Below are 16,951 nucleotides of genomic sequence, written 5' to 3'. Positions count from 1 at the left end.
TTCTTGAAGTCGCTGCTGACCGCCGTGTAGATCGCCGTGGTCGCCGCGTGGGAATGACCGACCTGGTCAGTGACGAACTGCCCGTCATAGCCGGACTCGATCAGCCTGGTCACGTACGTTCTCCTTCTTCCCGCACTCGGCGTGTGCGGTGGGGTTCGTGTGGCGATTGAGCAGGGACGGCCTTTGTGACTTTGTTCGCCGCGCCAGCGACGGCTCTCAGGCTGCGCGTGGCCTGGTGTCGTGTGCGCGCTTGTTGGTGTGGCTGCTGATGCGGAGTTCGAGCCGCACGGTTTGGTTGTGGCAGCGGTACAAGGCGCGTGGGTCGAGCCAGTCGGCGTCCCGGTTGTCGTCCGGCGCGAGGCCGACGGCGGTGGGTATGCCGAGATCGGCATCGGTGTCGGTGAACAACGTGCCGGCGCCGAGCGTGATCTCCTCGCCGACCGTCGGCGTGACGGGTGCCAGGGACCGCGCTATGTCGCCACAGTGCTCGGAGCGACGTGTCTCGACCACGATGGCGACGAGTCGTCCCGGTTGGCCGACGGGTGCGTTCTCGAACGAGACGTAGTCCTCGGCATCCGGACCGGTGAGCAGGAACACGGTGCCGTAGCGGTCGGACTGGCGTTCGAACCTCGGCCACCACAGTTGGCCCTGGCCGAGCTCGATCGTGGCTGTCTCCTCGGTGTGTCCCGCGGTTGCGGCTTGCTCGGCGGCGGTGATGATCTCGGCCATGGACAGGTCGTTGCGGAACCGGTGCCCGATCTCGGCTTCCAGCTCCGCGTACTCGGCGGCCAGTTCCGGGCGTAGTTGTGCGGCGCGAACCAGATCCGCGCGGCTGGCGAGCACACAGAGGGAGCACGACAGGCGGGTCATGCCCTGGTCGTAGGCCGGGTGGTACGGCACACCTGACGCATGGATGCGTTGCCATACCTGGGTTTCGGTCCAGTCGTGGATCGGAAGCCAGGTGTCGACAGTGCGCCGGCCGCTGCTGGCAGCCTCGCCACGACTCAGGCGAGCCTGCTGGCGCAGAGCAATACCGTTCCGCGTCGAGTTCTCACCTCTCGCGATCACTCATGGTGACTGTCGCTGCCGGGTGAAACTGACCCGGTCTGACCAACCGCTCGGGTCCAGGACGTGGGTAAGCGGGTCAGTGACCGAGGGGCGTGGTCAGGGATTGCGTGCCGAGGGGGGCTCGCCGCTGATGGCGCGCCAGGCCGCGTCGGAATCAACGGTGTCGGCGAGGTCGTGGTTGGTGAGTACGGCGAGCGCGTCGATGGCTGTCAGCCAGTCGCGGCTACGCCGGTGCACCTCGTCGCTGGGGTCGTATCGGTTCAGGACGACTAGCACCTCGTGTCCGGTGAGGGCTCGCGCGGCGAGGCGCACCTGGGACACAACTCCTAGGACAGGCTCGGTGACCAGTAGCACGAGGTCCGGTCTCACCCGCTGCGCCAGTGAGAGGGTGTCGCCGTCATGGGCGATTGGTGAGCACAGCCCGCCTGCGCCCTCGACGAAGCCGATGGCGACGTCTGAGGGCCAGTCGAGTTCGGCGACGAGGTCGTCGAGCAGGATCGGAGCCAGTTGTAGGGTGTCGGCGGCCATCGGTGGCGCGAGGGGTACCGGGTACCACCGGTGTGGCGGGCACACCGTGTCGGCGGGCGTGTCAGTTGCCTCGCCGAGCACGGCGGCGTCGGTCGCGGTATCACCGGGTGTGAACGACTGCGCCGGTTTGCGGGCCGCGACCTCGATGCCAAATGCTCGCAATCGTCGCGACAAGGCGGCGGTCACCCAGGTCTTGCCGACCTCGGTGCCGGTGCCGGTGACCAGGATGAGTCGGCTAGGTCGGGTCATGGAGCGCCCACCGGGTCAACCAGCCGAGATCTTGCCCAGTCTGCGCCAGGGCACCTGCCCTGATCAGTGTGGAGGTGTTGGATGTCCTCGTGGCCCATCATGATCCCTGTTGGCGCAGGGGCGCGGCCATGGCGTGGTAGCCGCCGTCGACGTGGAGGATCTCGCCGGTGATAGCGCGGGCGAGGTCGGAGAACAGGAAGCAGACGGCGTCGGCCACCGGGGTCGAGTCGGCTGGGTCCCACCGCAAGGGCGAACGGGTTGCCCAGGCGTCGAGCAGGGCTTCGAAGCCGGGGATGCCGGTGGCCGCCCGGGTATGGATCGGCCCGGCCGCGACGAGGTTGACCCGGATTCCGGCAGGCCCGAGGTCGCGTGCGAGGTACCGGTTGAGCGACTCCAGTCCGGCTTTGCAGACGCCCATCCAGTTGTAGACCGGCCACGCGGCGCTGGCGTCGAAGTCGAGCCCGACCAGGCTGGCGCCGGAGGGTGGGGCGAGCCGGTTCACCGCCGCGGCGAGCGCGGCGAGGGATACGGTGCTGGTCTGGAACGCCAGTCCGATCCCTTCGGGGCGGGCGTTGAGTAGGGGGCCTTCCAGGGCGTCGGCGGGTGCGAAGGCGATGGCGTGCAGGGCGCCGTCGAGTCTCTCCCACCGCTCAGCGATCGTTGCGGTGAGCCGGGCGGTGTCGTGGGAGGCAGTGGCGTCGAAGGGGATGACGTCGATGTCGCCGGTGAGCTGCGCTGCCGCCGCACGGGCCCGATCGAGATCGCGGGGGAGCCCGGTGAGCAGCACCTCGGCGCCGAGTTGTTGGGCGCGGCGGGCGACGGCGAAGGCGATGCTGTCGGTGGTGACGACCCCGGTCACCAGGATGTGCTTGCCGTCCAACACAGTGCGGCTCCTTCGCGGGGGTTGGTGTGTGCGGCCCGGCAGGCGTGGGTCGTGACCGCTTGGTGGACGTCGATGGCCCGGCGGATGCAGGGTCCGGTCGTGGCGGTGATTCCTTCGACAGGGCGGTCGGCGCTGGCGGCACCGCCGATGCGCCCCGCAGGCCGTGCCGCCGGCACGGCGATGGGAGAAAAGCCGGATCGCTCGCGTGACATGATGGTGTTTGCGTCGGGTGGGGCTGCTCATCGTGGGGTGGCGCCGACGAGCGCCCCCTGCGAGGCGCAGCCGACGAGGCGGCTGTACTTGGCTAGGAAGCCGTTGCCGGTCGGGGCAGGGGGTGGGTGCCAGCGGTGACGGCGTCGTTCGAGTTCGGCAGGGTTGACGTCGAGATCGATGGTGCGTGCCGGGATGTCGATCATGATCGGGTCGCCGTCGGCGACCAGCGCCAGCGGCCCGCCGGCAGCGGCCTCGGGGGCGACGTGGCCGACGCAGAGGCCGGTGGTGGCGCCGGAGAAGCGGCCGTCAGTGACCAGCGCCACCTGGTCACCCAGGCCGGTGCCGCGGACAGCGGCGGTGACGGCGAGCATCTCCGGCATTCCCGGTCCGCCGCGTGGGCCTTCGTACCGGATCACGATCACCTCGCCTGCGGTGAGGCGACCGCCTGAGACGTAGCCCATGGCGGCGTCTTCGTTGTCGAAGACCCGGGCTGTGCCGTGGAAGCGGTCGACGGTCAGGCCGGCCATCTTGACCACCGCGCCGCTGGGGGCGAGTGCCCCGCGGAGGATGGCCAGGCCGCCGTCGGGGCGGAGCGGGTCATCTGGCGTTCGGAGGACCGTACCGTCGGGTTTCGGGGCTGCGAGTTCGGCGAGGTTCTCGGCCAGGGTGGCTCCGGTCACGGTCAGGCAGTCGCCGTGGAGCAGTCCGGCGTCCAGCAGCGCGGCGAGCACTGCGGGCACGCCACCGACCTGGTGCAGGTCGGCCATGACGTGGCGCCCACCGGGACGGAGATCGGCGATGTGGGGGGTGTGTCGGCTGATCCGGTCGAAGTCGTCGAGGGTCAGGCGGACGCCGGCTTCGTGGGCGATGGCGGGTAGGTGCAGCGCGGCGTTGGTCGACCCGCCCAGGGCCATGACCACGGTGATGGCGTTCTCGAAGGCTTCGCGGGTGAGGATGTCGCGTGGGCGGATCCCGGCGCGCAGGGCGGCGACGGCGGCCGCTCCGGTGTCGTGGGCGATGCCGGGGCGTGTGGGGTCGATGGCGGGGGCGGATGCCGAGCCGGGCAGTGCGATACCGAGGGCTTCGGCTTCGGCGGCGATCGTGTTGGCGGTGTACATGCCGGCGCACGATCCGGCTCCTGGGCACGCGGCGCGCTCCAGCTCGTCGAGGTCGTCGGTGCTGAGCAGGCCGCTTGCCTGCGCGCCGACGGCCTCGAACACGTCCTGGATCGTCACCGGCCGACCCTGCCAGCTCCCGGGGAGGGAGGAGCCGCCGTACAAGAACGCCGTGGGTACGTTGAGGCGTGCGGCGGCCATGAGCATCCCGGGAAGGCTCTTGTCGCAGCCGGCGATGGTGACCATCGCGTCGAGTTGTTCGGCCTCCATGACACACTCGACCGAGTCTGCGATGAGGTCCCGGCTGGGAAGGGACGCGCGCATGCCGCGGTGCCCCATGGCGATCCCATCGGACATGGCGATGGTCGAGAACCGCATCGCCACCCCGCCCGCCTTCCTGACCCCGTCGGCCGTCGCGCCTGCCAGGCGGTCCAGGGCGATGTTGCAGGGTGTGAGGTCGTTGGCGGCCGCGGCCACACCGATCTGCGGCCGGGTGAAGTCCTCGTCGGCGAACCCGACTGCCCGCAGCATCGCCCGGGCCGGTGCTCGGGTGACGCCGTCGGTGACGATTCGGCTACGGTGACGCGGGTCCATGTCTTCTCCCGGCTTCGCTTGGTCAGCTCGGCCCTTCATTGGCCCTGGCCTCGGGTGAATGCGGGTTCGCCGTCGAAGGCGTAGAGTCCTTCGGTCTTGATCGGTTCGATGCCGTGCTCGACCATGCGGGCCTGGAGGGCGACGACCTCGGCGGCGGTGGTGGTCCCGCGCGGGTCGAGGAAGCGGCATCGCCAGTGGTCGGTGAGCAGGGTCTCGGGCGCGCCGCCTGGCCAGACCTTCTGTCCCCGGTTGGAGATCATGTCAAGGTGCAGGGGTGCGGCGAACGGACGAAGCTTGGCGGCGAGTTCGTCTGGGGTGGTGTCTGGGCTGTGGACGAACACGTCGACGCCGAGCTGGGTCTTGGCGGCAGCGGATCGGCCCGCGAGCTTGACGGTGATCGGCCTGTGCTGGGCGTAGTGCGTTGCCGGCAGCCGGGTGGGTTCTTGGCCGAGACGGTCGATGACCGATGCCGCGAACGCCGTGGTGCCGACCTTGGAGGTGCTGGTATCGGGCTCGTAGATGTCGTAGGTGTGGATGCCGTCTTCGATGGTCCGCAGCCAGGCGTTGTGGACTCGGCTCGCGACGTCGGCTTGTCCGATGTGGACCAGCATCTGTACCGCGGCCAGCAGCAGCCCTGAAGGATTCGCAACGTCTTGGCCGGCTCGCCGGGGGGCGGATCCGTGGATGGCTTCGAACATGGCGACTCGCTCGCCGATGTTCGCGCTTCCGGCGAGGCCGACAGATCCGGCGATCTGGGCGGCGACGTCGGAGAGGATGTCGCCGTAGAGGTTCGGCAGGACGACGACGTCGAACGCCTCGGGGGTGTCGGCGAGCTTGGCCGCACCGATGTCGACGATCCAATGCTCTGCCTGGATATCGGGGTAGTCGGCGGCGACCTCGTCGAACACCCGGTGGAACAGGCCGTCGGTCATCTTCATGATGTTGTCCTTGGTGAACGCTGTCACCTTGGTTCGCCGATAGGCTGTGGCGTACTCGAAGGCGTAGCGAATTACCCGCTCGCATCCCTGCCGGGAGATGAGCTTGAGGCACTGCACGACCTCGTCGGTCTGGCGGTGCTCGATGCCGGCGTAGAGGTCCTCTTCGTTCTCCCGAACGATGACGACGTCCATGCCAGGGTGCTTGGTGGCGACGAACGGTGCGTAGGCGACGCATGGCCGGACGTTGGCATAGAGACCGAACGTCTTGCGCACGGTGACGTTGAGGCTCTTGAACCCTCCGCCTTGCGGGGTGGTGATGGGCGCCTTGAGGAACACACCCGTGCGGCGGATCGACTCGAGCGCCTCGGGAGTGACGCCGGCGGGGTTGCCAGCCTGATAGACCGACTCTCCGATGGTGATCGTGTCGATGTCAAGGGCCGCGCCTGCGGCGTTGAGCACCGAAAGGGTGGCTTCCATGATTTCCGGACCGATTCCGTCTCCGTGGGCGACGGTGATCGGTGCGGATGTGGAATGCGTGGTCATGCTGCTCCTGAGACCGAGGACGTGACGGGACGGGACGCTGGATGGGCTAGGGGCGAGTCGTGGCGGTGCCGCGTGCGAGCCGGCATCCGGCGCTGGTCGTGCCGCACGGTCCACTGATGCCCTGCTCTGGGTCATCGATGTACCAGTGGGTCGCGACCAGGCGCGGGTAGCGGCTGCCGAGTTCGGTCAGGGTGGCGTGGACGGTGTCGCGGGAGTCGGTGTGCGCGAAGACCGGAAAGAACGCTCCCGGCAGGCTCGCTGCGGGCGCCGCGCCTTGCACCAGGACATCGAGGATCAGGCGCCGTCGCTGGTGGGGGTTGTGTGCCTCGCGCAGGGCGGAACCGTCCAGCCAGCACAGCGACCACAGCCCGGACACCGAGGAGGAGGTCCGGATCCCCACCGGCACTGCTGGCGGGCGCCCTTCCGTGGGGTCCCCGACGGCGCATCCGCAGGTCTGCACATGCTCGCCGCACGGGAACAACGTGGGCAGGTCCGCGTCAAGCTCGCGGCGGATCCAAATCCCGAGCAGGGCGTCCCGCTGAGCTGGATCGCCGCCGTAGCGCCGGTGGTGGACCAGGTAGTCGCTCGCCTGCTCGACGGCGACCTCGGCGTGGTCCACACTTGAGATCAGTAGAAGCGCGCTCATCGGGTACCTCTCTTTCCAAGCGGCTCTGTTACGTGGGGAGTTAGGACAGGTCGTTCCGGGTGGGACGCCGCCATCGGGTGGTGTGGAGCGGTCACGGGAGCGCCTGCCGGGATGTCGGTGCTGGCGTGTCGGTGCTGGGGTGCCAGGGCTGCCACCCGGTGGGGGTGTAGCGGTGCCACGGGTCGTCGGGCTGTTCCCGTGCGGCGAGTCCAATCCAGTCGTGGCTGAACATGTGGTGCAGCATTGTGTGGCGGGCGATGAGGGTGTCCAGCCTGGGCAGGGGTGCCTGCACGATGGCGAGCAGGCGTTGCGGTTCATGTCGGGCGTGGTGGCCGTCGGTGAGGGACTGCCAGGGCAGGCCGGGCTGGAGGTCACTGGTGTGGCCGGTCATGACGCCCAGGCCCCCACCGGTGACGTTGTGCAGGGTTTTGCTGCCGGCGCCGAAGGACTGCGGGTCGACGGTGGCGAAGTAGTACTGGCTGTTGATCCAGTGTGCGACGACGAGCGGCGCGGTGAGGATTGTTTCCAGGACGGTGCCGGTCGGGTCGAGGTCGGGATCGTAGTCGTGGAGGAACACGCGGCTGTGCAGGTCGATGCCGCGGGTGAGGGCGCGGGGCGCGATGAGGAAGGCGGCGTTGTCGGCGAGACCCCATTCCGGGAAGACCTGGGCCCAGTCACGGGCCCGGGCGCGGGTGTGGCGCGCCGCGTGCCGCGGGCGGGGCCGGGTGGGTGCGCCCGGCAGGATGGCGCAGCGTTCGGCGGCCAGCCGGGTGCCGGCCGTGCGGAGGTCGGCGGTGAGCCTGTCAGCGTCGCGGCGGTGGGTGGCGGGCAGGAGGTGGGTGTCCAGCAGGCGTACGGTGTCGGTGGTGGTGTCGTGTTCGGCCGGGACGAACCAGGTGTCGTCGGGAACGGTGATGCCGCGGTCGGCCAGGTGAAGGCGGACCTGCGGATCGTTGAGCAGGGCGGCGGCCGTGCGGGCGTTGGGACCTCCGGGATGTCCCCCGCAGGCGCCGCAGTCCAGCGCGGCCTGGTAGGGGTTGTTGTCGGTGTGGGCGCGGTGCCCGCAGAACACGACCAGCCGCGCGAACCCGCGGGTCAGGCCCATCAACGTCAGGATGGTTTCGGCGGTCGCGGCACGCTCCTCGGGGGTGAGCGCCTCGGCGATGGAGATCTCGGTCTGCGGCTCGGGCGTGATGCGGCGGGCCCACCACGCGCCTGTGGCGCCGGCGGCACGGGGAGTGAAGGTCTTGGCCGCGGCCAGCGGCCCGGCCAGCCAGCCGGCGGCTTCGGCGAGGGCGAACGGCGCCAGCAGGTCGTCCTTGGCGGCGTGCAGGGAGTGCTCGGCGGCGGCGAGCACCCTGCGGCCGGCCAGTGACCGCTCGGCCGCGCGCCGCCGACCAGGGGCGGGGTGCTCGGTGAGGGTGTGGCGAGGCGTGATCGGGCCGGGACACTGGGTGCGAGCGGCACCCCCGGCGAGGTCGCGGTAGCGCATGGCGACGGCGAAGAAACCGGCGAAGCCCAGGGTCTGGTAGCTGCCGAGGACCTCCAGGTGGCGGCGCAGTCCTTCGGAGCGGGGATCGATGCAGCACACCACCTGCGCCCGCGGTGGGGCTTCGGGCAGTTCGGGCTGGGGCCGGCCGAGGATGCGCAGCAGCAGCCGGCTCCGGTAGTGGTCCTCGTAGGCGTCCAGCCAGACCAGCGCCCGCTGCTGGATCGGCAGCTGGTCGAGCAGCTCCACCAGCTCGCTCCGTTGGGCGGCATCGGTGTCGGTGACTTCCAGCGCTCCCAACAGGTGGTAGGCCCGGTCGTGCGGGTCGACGGTGGCCTGCCGGGTGTCGAACCGGCTCGCGGAGGCCCAGGACCACGCTGTGCCGGGAGCGTGGGAGCCGGCGAGCGCGGCGGCTTCGACGGCCAACCGCAACGCGAGGTAGTCGACGAGGTCGATGCCGCTGTCGGGCCGCTCGCCGCGCCACCGGACGTGGGCGGCGAAGCCGGGCAAGCAGGCCAGGTGGGCCTGCAGGTAGCGGGTCCGCTGGTCGTCCGGGACACCGAGCGCGGCCAGCGCGTCCAGGATGGTGTGCTCGGCGCGTTCGGGCAGGTGCCGCAGCCGCGCCCGCACCGGCCGCGGCAAGGTTCCGTCATGGGCGGCCAGCGCCCGCCACGCCGAGTAGAAGCCGCGGTCACGACCCGGCATCCGCCAGGTGGACTGGCCTTCGTCCAGGTAGGCCGCGCACCACTGGATCGTGTGGGTGTTGAGCAGGGCGGCCACCTCCGGGGCCAGTGCTTCGGCCGCGGTGCGTGCCTGACGGCGCGGCGGTGGACACGCGATGCCCTGGTGCAGATCGGCCACCAGCAGGTCGACCGGGTCGTAGGCGCGGTTGCCGAGAGTGAGCGGGCCCCGCTGTAGCGCCGTGGGGTGGCGGCGGGCCAGCGCGGCGCGCAGGTCGTCGTCGGTGATCCGGCCGCGCTGCCAGGCGGCACGTAGCCAGGTCTCGTCTGGGGTGACTCGTGCTCCGAGCAGATCCGCGGCGGTGGTGGCCGCGTCGGCGAACGGGCGGTCCAGCAGGCCGGACAACGGGTTGACCGCGATGAAGTCCGCCAATGGCCAGGTCGGAGCCAGGAATCCGGCCGCGTCGGCGATCTCGGCGCGCACTGCCGCCTGCTGTGTGGCGACGTCAGAGACGGCATCGGGGGCGAGGTTGGTGGCGGGGCCGGTGGTCATGAGTGTGAACCCTCCTGCGCGAGCACGACGCGACAAGTGGCGGAACGTGCGACCGTGGAGAACAGGGGAAGCCACGCGTGCGGGACAGCCGGTGACTCACCTGTCATGGCGGCGACCCGCTTGCGCGGGATGCCGTCGAGCGCGTGGGGGCGAGTCACGCCCGAGCTCCTTCCAGTTGGGGAACCGGCCGCGGACGCGGTGTCGGTACCAGCCATGGCGGGTGACCCCAGGCGGCGGTGTACGTGCGCTGCTGCCCGGCGGACAACGCCGCCACGTACAGCCGGTCGCGCCACCGGCCCAGACCGACCGCGGGTGCCAGGTGGAGCAGCAGCGCACCGGCCGCCAGCACCGCCACCACGGTCGCGAGAACCCAGGCCGAGACAGCGGCGGGCCCGCTTGCGGGCAGGCTCGGGGCCAGGAGCTCGGTGACCGCGCCCACCAGGGCCAGGTACCCGATCGCCACGCCCGGCAGCACGATCACCACCGTGACCAGCGCGCCGCCGGTCGGGTGACGACGCAGCCAGCCCCACGCCAGCCGCGCGGCGGTGGCCACGGCGAAGAGCGACAACGCGACGCCACCGGCATGAAGGGGTAGCAACCAGGCCGCCACCCCGACCGCCGCGACGGCGGCGACCCCGGCGAGGACAGCGACCTGCGCTGCGCGGGCAGGAGCCAACCGAGGCGCGGGAGGAGCCGCAGTGTGGCCAGCGTGCCGCTGCACGGCCGACCCCGAGCCGAGGAACAGGGTGGCTTTGAACAGCCCGTGCGCCACCAGGTGCACCACCGTCGCGGCGTAGAGGCCGAGCCCGCAGGTCATGAGCATGAACCCCATCTGCCCGATCGTGGAGTGCACCAGCGCCCCTTTGATGTCGGGGCGGGTCAGCATGATCGCGGTGGCGGCCACGACGCTGGCGGCTCCGATGGCGAACGCCAGGTGTGTCGCCACCGGCGCGGCACCGACGATCGGCGACAGCTTCACCAGCAGCACCCCGCCGGCGTTGACCACGCCGGCGTGCAGCAGAGCCGAAACCGGGGTCGGTGCCGCCAGGGTCGCCGGCAGCCATCGGTGCCAGGGCAGCTGCGCGCACCGCACGGCCGCGGCGACCACCAGCGAACAGGCCACCACCGTGCCCACCGCACCGCCGAGGGCCGCGTCGCCCTGGTGGCGCAGGTCGAGATCCCCCCAGACCGTGACCGCGAGGACAACCCCAGTCCACAACGCGGCGTCCCCGGCGACGACGGCACGGGTGGTGCGCCGTGCGGCATCGACGGCCGAGGGCGCCGGCCGATACATCCCCACCAGACGGCACAAGATCACCCCGGTCAGCGTCCACGCCACCGCCAGGGTGACGAGAGTCGCCGCGGTCACCATCACCGTGGTCGCGGCGGTCAGCGCCCCCGCCGCGACAGCGAAGCGGGCCGCGGCCGGATCGCCGTGCAGGTAGCGGCGGGCGAACGCCTGGACCACGGCGCTGACCGTGCACACCAGCAGCAGAACGATCGCCCCGACGTGGTCGACCACCAGCCCGGTCCAGGCTCGCCCGTCCGGGTTGGCCAGCACCATCGCCACCGGCCCGCCGACTACCACCGTCACGGCCAGCGTCCCCGCCAGCGCGGTGGCCACCAGCGCCGCACCCGCACCCAACGCGGGCGCCAAGCTTCGTAGCCGCCGGATCGACCCGGCCATGGCCGCAACAGCGGGAAGGGCCACCAGAACGAGCAGCGTCACCCCTGTCACGCCGTCGTACCTTCCTGACCCGCGCGCGCCGCCGCGCCGCGCGTCGCCGGGGCTCCGGCGAGGTCGGTGGCGCGCGGCTCAGCACCGGTGCCCGCAGCGGGCTCGGGCGGCGAACCGAGGTGTTCCAGGCAATGCGGAGGCAACGCACGCCCGTCGAAACCCCCGATCCGCACCCGGACGAACTCGTCGTGGACCACGCAGTACAGCGACCGCCCCCGTTCCAGCTCCCGGGCGATGTAGGCACCCACGCTCTGCGCGGCCCCCCGCCGCACGCCCGGCGGGCTGGTGTCGATCACCACGTCCGGCGGCGGCGAGGCCCACCGGTGCGCCCAGCGCCGCGCCACCTCATCGGCCGCGCGCTCGCCGGTCAGTACGCCCGCCATCTCGGCGTCGACCACCGCGCCCACCTCCCGCAGCAGGTTCTCCCACGGGAGCGCCATCTCCTCGTCGCCCATGACACCCACCTCCCAAGCACGCTACCAATGACCTGTGTTCTAATACGCGATATGAATCATACGACATTGATGACGTGCTTTGGCAAGCGTGACATGCGTTACCCCCGACGAGGTACAGTTGCGGCCATGCAGGAGTGGACGTTCTTGACCAATCACGCCCACGTACTGCTGTGCGTGGTGCGGGATCCACAAGTTCGGTTGCGGGATGTGGCCGAGGTGGTGGGCATCACCGAGCGGGCGGCGCAGCGCATCGTGGCCGACCTCGTCGAGGCGGGCTACCTGGAACGCACCAGGGAGGGGCGGCGCAACCGGTACCGGTTGCATCCGGATTTGCCGCTGCGGCACCCGATGGACCGTGACACCGCCATCGGGCAGCTCGTGGCCCTGCTCACCGGCATCGACGCCCGATCCGGCAACCTCGTGTAATGCTCGCCGTGCACCCCTACGCGGGCGCACCGGTCGCGATGGCCACCCGACACGGCAAGCAGCGAGCCCTCGCTGCCGCCCTGGCGCGGATCCCCGGCATGCGGCTTGTGCTCGCCCACGATGTGGACACCGATCAGCTCGGCACCTTCACCGGTGAGATCCCCCGCGCCGGGTCGGCGGCCGAGACCGCGGTCCGCAAGGCGCGCCTCGCGATCGAGTCGACCGGCCTCGGACTCGCCGTGGCCAGCGAAGGCTCCTTCGGCCCGCACCCGGTCGCGCCAATGCTGAGCGCCGGCCAGGAGATCCTCGCCTTCCTCGACACGGTGCGGGACGTCTGCATCCTGGAGCGCCGAACCACACCGACGAACTTCAGCCACACCACGACCCGCCGCCTCGACGAGGAAACCGACGCCTACCTGGCGCGCGTCGGTTTCGGTGCCCACGCGGTCATCGTCCGTCCCCACAGCCCCGCCGACGTGCGGGCTCCAGGCCCCATCTGCAAGGGCATCCAGACCCGTGCCGACCTCGATGCGGCGATCAGCCGGTGCACCGCGCACTCCACCGATGGCCTGGCGCGACTGGAGACCGACATGCGCGCGCACGTCAACCCCACCCGCATGCGGGAGATCAGCGTGCTCGCCCACCAACTCGCCTCGCGTCTGGCCACCCTGTGCCCGGCCTGCGGCACCCCCGGATTCGGCCCGGTGGACCGCGAACCTGGTCTGCCCTGCGGCACGTGTGGCGAGCCCACCCGCCTGACCCTGGCAACGATCCACGGGTGTGCCCGCTGCCCGCACCGCGGCCGCCACCCTCGCGATGACGGCCAACGACGTGCCGATCCCACGTTCTGCGAATGCTGCAACCCGTAACCCCCGGACACCACCCCCGCAGACCCACCCGGCCGGCCCCAGCCACTGCACGTCCGAAGGAGCGTCACCACGATGATCCCCCTGACCGCCGCCGCGATCGCCGCGGCCACCGACGGTCACCTCGTCCCGGGGACCGACCCGTCGCTGCTGGTGACCGCACCCGCCAGCATCGACTCCCGCCAGGTCCACCCCGGCGGCGTGTTCGCCGCCCTCCCCGGCCGGCGCACCGACGGGCACTACCACGCATCAGCGGCCCTCGCCGCGGGAGCCGCCCTGGTGCTGGCCGCACGCCCGGTGCCCGCCCCTGCCGTCCAGGTCACCGACGTGACCCGCGCGCTCGGCGACCTGGCTCGCCACGTGGCAGACCGACTGCCGGCCACCGTGATCGGCATCACCGGGTCGAACGGCAAGACCACGACCAAAGATCTCGCCACCCAGGTCCTGGCACACCACGGCCCGGTCGCCGCCACAGACCGCTCCTTCAACAACGAGCTCGGTTTTCCCCTCACTGTCCTGCGCGCCACCCCCGACACCCGCTACCTCATCCTGGAAATGGGCGCCCGGGGCCGTGGACACCTCAGCTACCTGTGCGGCCTGGTCACCCCCCACGTCGGGGTCGTGCTCAACGTCGGCACCGCCCACCTCGGTCAATACCCCGACGGGCAAACCGGGATCGCCGCGGCCAAAAGCGAACTACTGACCGGGCTCCCCTCTGCAGACCACGGTGGGCTGGCCATCCTCAACGCCGACGATCCGCTCGTCGCCGCGATGGCCCCGCTCACCCCCGCCCGCACCCGCTGGTGGAGCCAGCGCCCCCACCCCAACGGCGTATACGCCCGAGATGTGCACGTCACGCCGCGCGGCCGGGCGTGCTTCACCCTGCACACTCCCGAGGGCACGGCACCCGTCACGCTCCGCCTGACCGGCCGGCACCACGTCGGCAACGCCCTCGCCGTCGCCGCCCTCGCCCTCGGCCTCGGCCTTGACCACCACACCATCGCCGATGCCCTGAGCGCCGCTGAACCCGCCAGCGGCGGGCGCATGCAAACCATCGTGCGGGGCGACGGGGTCACGCTCCTCCACGACGCCTACAACGCCAACCCCGACTCCATGGCCGCCGCGCTGACCACCCTGAGCACCATGTCCGCCCGCCGCCGGATCGCCGTCCTCGGCGAGATGGCCGACCTCGGCGACCACGCCGCTGGCGCCCACCACCACCTCGGCGTGCTCGCCGCACGCGCCGGCCTCGACGTCCTGATCACCATCGGCACCCGGACCGCGCCTCTGATCGCCGACGCGGCCGACACCGAGCACAGCACCCTCGACATCATCGCCGTTCCCGACAGCCAGGCCGCCCACGACGTGCTAAGTCGAATCCTTCGTCCCGACGATCTCGTCCTGATCAAAGCATCCCGCGCCGCCCACCTCGAACACCTCGTCGCCGCGCTCAGCAACCGCTGAGCAGCCCGGAGTCGCGGCCGTCTGGCTGCGCGACCCGGCCGCTCGGCGGAGCCGATCCGCGATCGCCAATCCGAGCCCGTCCGGGGTAGGAACCGAGGCCACCACGACCTCGCACTCATGCCGGTCGAAGTCACGGAGGAACTCGAAAAGCCGCCGCGCGTACCGCGCACCCGAGTCCGGCACCGCGATAACGCGCTGCCCGGCACACGCACCGGCACCGCCCGCGAACTCGGGCGGCAGCAGGACGCCGACGCGCCGGCCCTGCGCTGCCAGGTACTCGGCGTGGCCGATCACCTGGCCCGGCTCGACCAGGACAACCCGTGCCCTCGGCGCGTAGTGCGACGGATGCTGGCCCGGAACGCGTACGGCACTCCTCGCCCGCACCGGCACGGAGCAACCCAGTGCGCGCTCAAGATCCTCTCGTGTCACGCCGCCTGGGCGCAGTATCGCAGGTGCGCCGGTGAGGTCGACGATCGTGGACTCGACACCCACCGCACAGGGGCCGCCGTCCAGCACGTAGTCGACGTCGGCGCCCAACCCGTCGCCAACATGAGCAGCCGCCGTGGGACTGACCGAGCCGAAACGGTTGGCCGATGGCGCCGCCACACCGCCACCGAACGCCGTGAGCAGCGCGCGGGCGACCGGATGGTCGGGCACCCGCAGCGCGACCGTCTCCAGACCGCCGGTGACCGCGCGGGGAACACGGCGGCCCCGACGAAGAACCAGGGTCACCGGGCCAGGCCAGAAACGGTCAGCGACGCGGCGCGCCGCGTCGGGCACCTCCGCGACCCAGTCGGGGAGCTGACGCGCCCCGCTGAGGTGCACGATCAGCGGGTGCGTCGAGGGCCGCCCCTTCACGGCGAAGACACGCTCCACCGCGTCGACGTTCTCCGCGTCCGCGCCGAGCCCGTACACGGTCTCGGTCGGGAACGCGACCAGCCCACCCGCGCGCAGGGTGCCAGCAGCGCGTTCCACATCGAGTCCCACGCGCTCAGGCGCGATGCCTGGTTGATCCGACATCACCCGTTCACCCCTCACCACTGCAGTCTGACACACCACCGGCTCGCGCGATCACCGTTGCCCCCGCGCCGCCGGACCCATTTCGAGACCGGATCTCGTACCCTCTCTTCCCGATCAGCACGCGCGGCGCTCAGCCCGGGCAGCACGGGTGGTCACGTCACCAGCGCTCGCACGACGGGCAGCGCCTCGCCGATCACATAGAGCGACCCGGTAACTACCGTGAGCGTGCTATCATTCGCCGCCGCCGCGCGGCGCACCGCATCACCCACATCCGCCTCGACCGCGACCGATCCTGCGCCCACCGCCCGCGCGGCGGCGGCGAGCCTGGCGAGCGGCACCGCTCGCGGTGTCCGGGGCGAGGTGCAGATCACCCAGTCACCAGCCCCGACCCCCAGGGCACTCAGAAACGCCTCCGGCGCGCGGGTCCCGGTCATACCGACCACCACGGTGCGGGAGACGCCGTCGAACCGCTCCCGCAGCGCCCGTGCCAGCGCGGTGGCCGCTTCCTCGTTGTGGGCGCCGTCCATCAGCACAGGGCCGGGGGTGTGGACAAGCTCAAAGCGGCCCGAAGCCCGCAGCGCCCCGCAGACCGCCCGCACCACCTGGTCGGCCACCGGCCGGGCCAGCCACACCTCGGCGGCGGCCAACGCCGTCGCCGCGTTCGCCGCCTGCCACGGTGCCAGCAGACGCAGGAAAACGTCGTCATAAGTCGCCCCGGGCGTGAACAGCGACACCGTCCGGCCATCCGCGACCGGCGCGTCGGCGGCCACGCCGAAGTCACGATCCACGGTCACCACGCGCGAGGGGCGGCGGCCCAGGAACGGCGGGTGCATGGCCGGGTCCGCTTCGGCTAGCACCACGGTCGCGCCCTCAGGAACCGCGCCAGCCTCAGCCACGGCGTTGTCCCACCGCGTGTCACCGAAGTACTCGACGTGGTCGACGCCCACCGACGTGACCACCACCAGGCCGGCGCCGAGCGCGGCGGTCGCGTCGCCGCTGCCACCCAGACCGGTCTCGACCACCGCGACATCAACACGTTGGTCGGCGAACCAGCCCACCGCGGCCGCGGTCATCAATTCGAACCAACTGGGCCGCCCCAGCTCTGACGCGGTGCGCTCGTCCGCCACCAGCGGGTCGAGCACCGCCGCCAACTCGTCGTCGGTGATCGTGACACCATCGATGGTGATCCGCTCCTGCGGCCGGTGCAGATGAGGACTGGTGTACAACCCGACCCGCAGTCCACTGCCCGCCAGCACCGCGGCCAGGATCCGGGCGGTCGTGCTCTTGCCGTTGGTGCCGGCCACCAGGATCACCGGCACCCGCTGCTCGGGCCGGCCGAGCGTGCGCAGCAGCCGCTCGATGACCACGGTCGTCGGGGCCTGCGACACCACCCCACCAGCAGCGACCCCCACCCCCCGCTCATGGTCGACGTGACCGTCCAGCCACTGCCATACCCCGGCGCGCCTCACGCCACCGATCCTAG

General features: G+C 71.2%; 14 protein-coding genes. 3 read left to right on the top strand and 11 right to left on the bottom strand.

Features of this window, described 5'->3' with window-relative positions:
• Nucleotides 1-216: 216 nt before the first annotated feature.
• From ACZ1DY_RS08795 to ACZ1DY_RS08755, 9 genes are all read right to left on the bottom strand, one after another.
• A complete protein-coding gene (locus ACZ1DY_RS08795; RefSeq protein ID WP_083844754.1) occupies nt 217-1,068 on the bottom strand; it encodes a phosphoadenosine phosphosulfate reductase domain-containing protein in 852 nt (283 codons plus the stop codon).
• A gap of 96 nt (nt 1,069-1,164) precedes the next feature.
• Nucleotides 1,165-1,845 carry an ATP-dependent dethiobiotin synthetase BioD gene (gene bioD, locus ACZ1DY_RS08790; RefSeq protein WP_005456800.1) on the bottom strand — a complete coding sequence of 227 codons (681 nt, stop codon included), beginning with the start codon at nt 1,843-1,845 and terminating at the stop codon, nt 1,165-1,167.
• A gap of 97 nt (nt 1,846-1,942) precedes the next feature.
• Entirely contained in the window at nt 1,943-2,728 is a 786-nt protein-coding gene (gene fabI, locus ACZ1DY_RS08785) for an enoyl-ACP reductase FabI (protein ID WP_005456799.1), read from the bottom strand.
• A gap of 239 nt (nt 2,729-2,967) precedes the next feature.
• The gene (gene ilvD, locus ACZ1DY_RS08780; RefSeq protein WP_005456798.1) at nt 2,968-4,650 is read right to left on the bottom strand and encodes a dihydroxy-acid dehydratase; all 1,683 of its coding nucleotides are present in this window, start codon (nt 4,648-4,650) and stop codon (nt 2,968-2,970) included.
• A gap of 35 nt (nt 4,651-4,685) precedes the next feature.
• Nucleotides 4,686-6,131, bottom strand: coding sequence for an NADP-dependent isocitrate dehydrogenase (locus ACZ1DY_RS08775; protein ID WP_005456797.1), 1,446 nt, complete (start codon nt 6,129-6,131; stop codon nt 4,686-4,688).
• A gap of 46 nt (nt 6,132-6,177) precedes the next feature.
• A complete protein-coding gene (locus ACZ1DY_RS08770; protein ID WP_005456790.1) occupies nt 6,178-6,777 on the bottom strand; it encodes a hypothetical protein in 600 nt (199 codons plus the stop codon).
• Between the two features lie 91 nt (nt 6,778-6,868).
• Nucleotides 6,869-9,499, bottom strand: a complete 2,631-nt coding sequence (locus tag ACZ1DY_RS08765) for a DUF2309 domain-containing protein (RefSeq protein WP_005456785.1) — start codon at nt 9,497-9,499, stop codon at nt 6,869-6,871.
• Between the two features lie 154 nt (nt 9,500-9,653).
• Nucleotides 9,654-11,237, bottom strand: coding sequence for a proton-conducting transporter transmembrane domain-containing protein (locus tag ACZ1DY_RS08760; protein WP_091679436.1), 1,584 nt, complete (start codon nt 11,235-11,237; stop codon nt 9,654-9,656).
• Entirely contained in the window at nt 11,234-11,701 is a 468-nt protein-coding gene (locus tag ACZ1DY_RS08755) for a hypothetical protein (RefSeq protein ID WP_043536456.1), read from the bottom strand. The genes ACZ1DY_RS08760 and ACZ1DY_RS08755 overlap by 4 nt, the downstream gene beginning before the upstream one ends.
• A gap of 117 nt (nt 11,702-11,818) precedes the next feature.
• Between ACZ1DY_RS08755 and ACZ1DY_RS08750 the strand changes: the two genes are divergently transcribed.
• The 3 genes from ACZ1DY_RS08750 to ACZ1DY_RS08740 all read left to right on the top strand — a co-directional run bounded on the left by ACZ1DY_RS08750 (nt 11,819) and on the right by ACZ1DY_RS08740 (nt 14,448).
• Complete coding sequence (locus tag ACZ1DY_RS08750; RefSeq protein ID WP_005456781.1) at nt 11,819-12,118, top strand: helix-turn-helix transcriptional regulator; 300 nt, start codon at nt 11,819-11,821, stop codon at nt 12,116-12,118.
• Nucleotides 12,118-12,987 carry a DUF6671 family protein gene (locus ACZ1DY_RS08745; protein WP_005456780.1) on the top strand — a complete coding sequence of 290 codons (870 nt, stop codon included), beginning with the start codon at nt 12,118-12,120 and terminating at the stop codon, nt 12,985-12,987. Before ACZ1DY_RS08750 ends, ACZ1DY_RS08745 begins: the two co-directional genes overlap by 1 nt.
• Nucleotides 12,988-13,059: 72 nt before the next feature.
• Nucleotides 13,060-14,448: a UDP-N-acetylmuramoyl-tripeptide--D-alanyl-D-alanine ligase gene (locus ACZ1DY_RS08740; RefSeq protein ID WP_005456779.1), complete on the top strand. Its 1,389-nt coding sequence runs from the start codon at nt 13,060-13,062 to the stop codon at nt 14,446-14,448.
• Here ACZ1DY_RS08740 and ACZ1DY_RS08735 read toward each other — a convergent pair.
• Together ACZ1DY_RS08735 and ACZ1DY_RS08730 are read right to left on the bottom strand one after the other, a co-directional pair.
• Nucleotides 14,353-15,468, bottom strand: a complete 1,116-nt coding sequence (locus ACZ1DY_RS08735; RefSeq protein WP_005456778.1) for an L-threonylcarbamoyladenylate synthase — start codon at nt 15,466-15,468, stop codon at nt 14,353-14,355. The two genes, ACZ1DY_RS08740 and ACZ1DY_RS08735, sit on opposite strands and share 96 nt — an antisense overlap.
• A 152-nt stretch (nt 15,469-15,620) precedes the next feature.
• Nucleotides 15,621-16,937, bottom strand: a complete 1,317-nt coding sequence (locus ACZ1DY_RS08730) for a bifunctional folylpolyglutamate synthase/dihydrofolate synthase (RefSeq protein WP_005456777.1) — start codon at nt 16,935-16,937, stop codon at nt 15,621-15,623.
• Between the last annotated feature and the right edge of the window lie 14 nt (nt 16,938-16,951).

It is taken from the genome of Amycolatopsis sp. PSD-21 (assembly GCF_055561455.1).
Note: the sequence above shows the minus strand (reverse complement) of the source record. Positions and strands in the feature narration are given on the sequence as shown.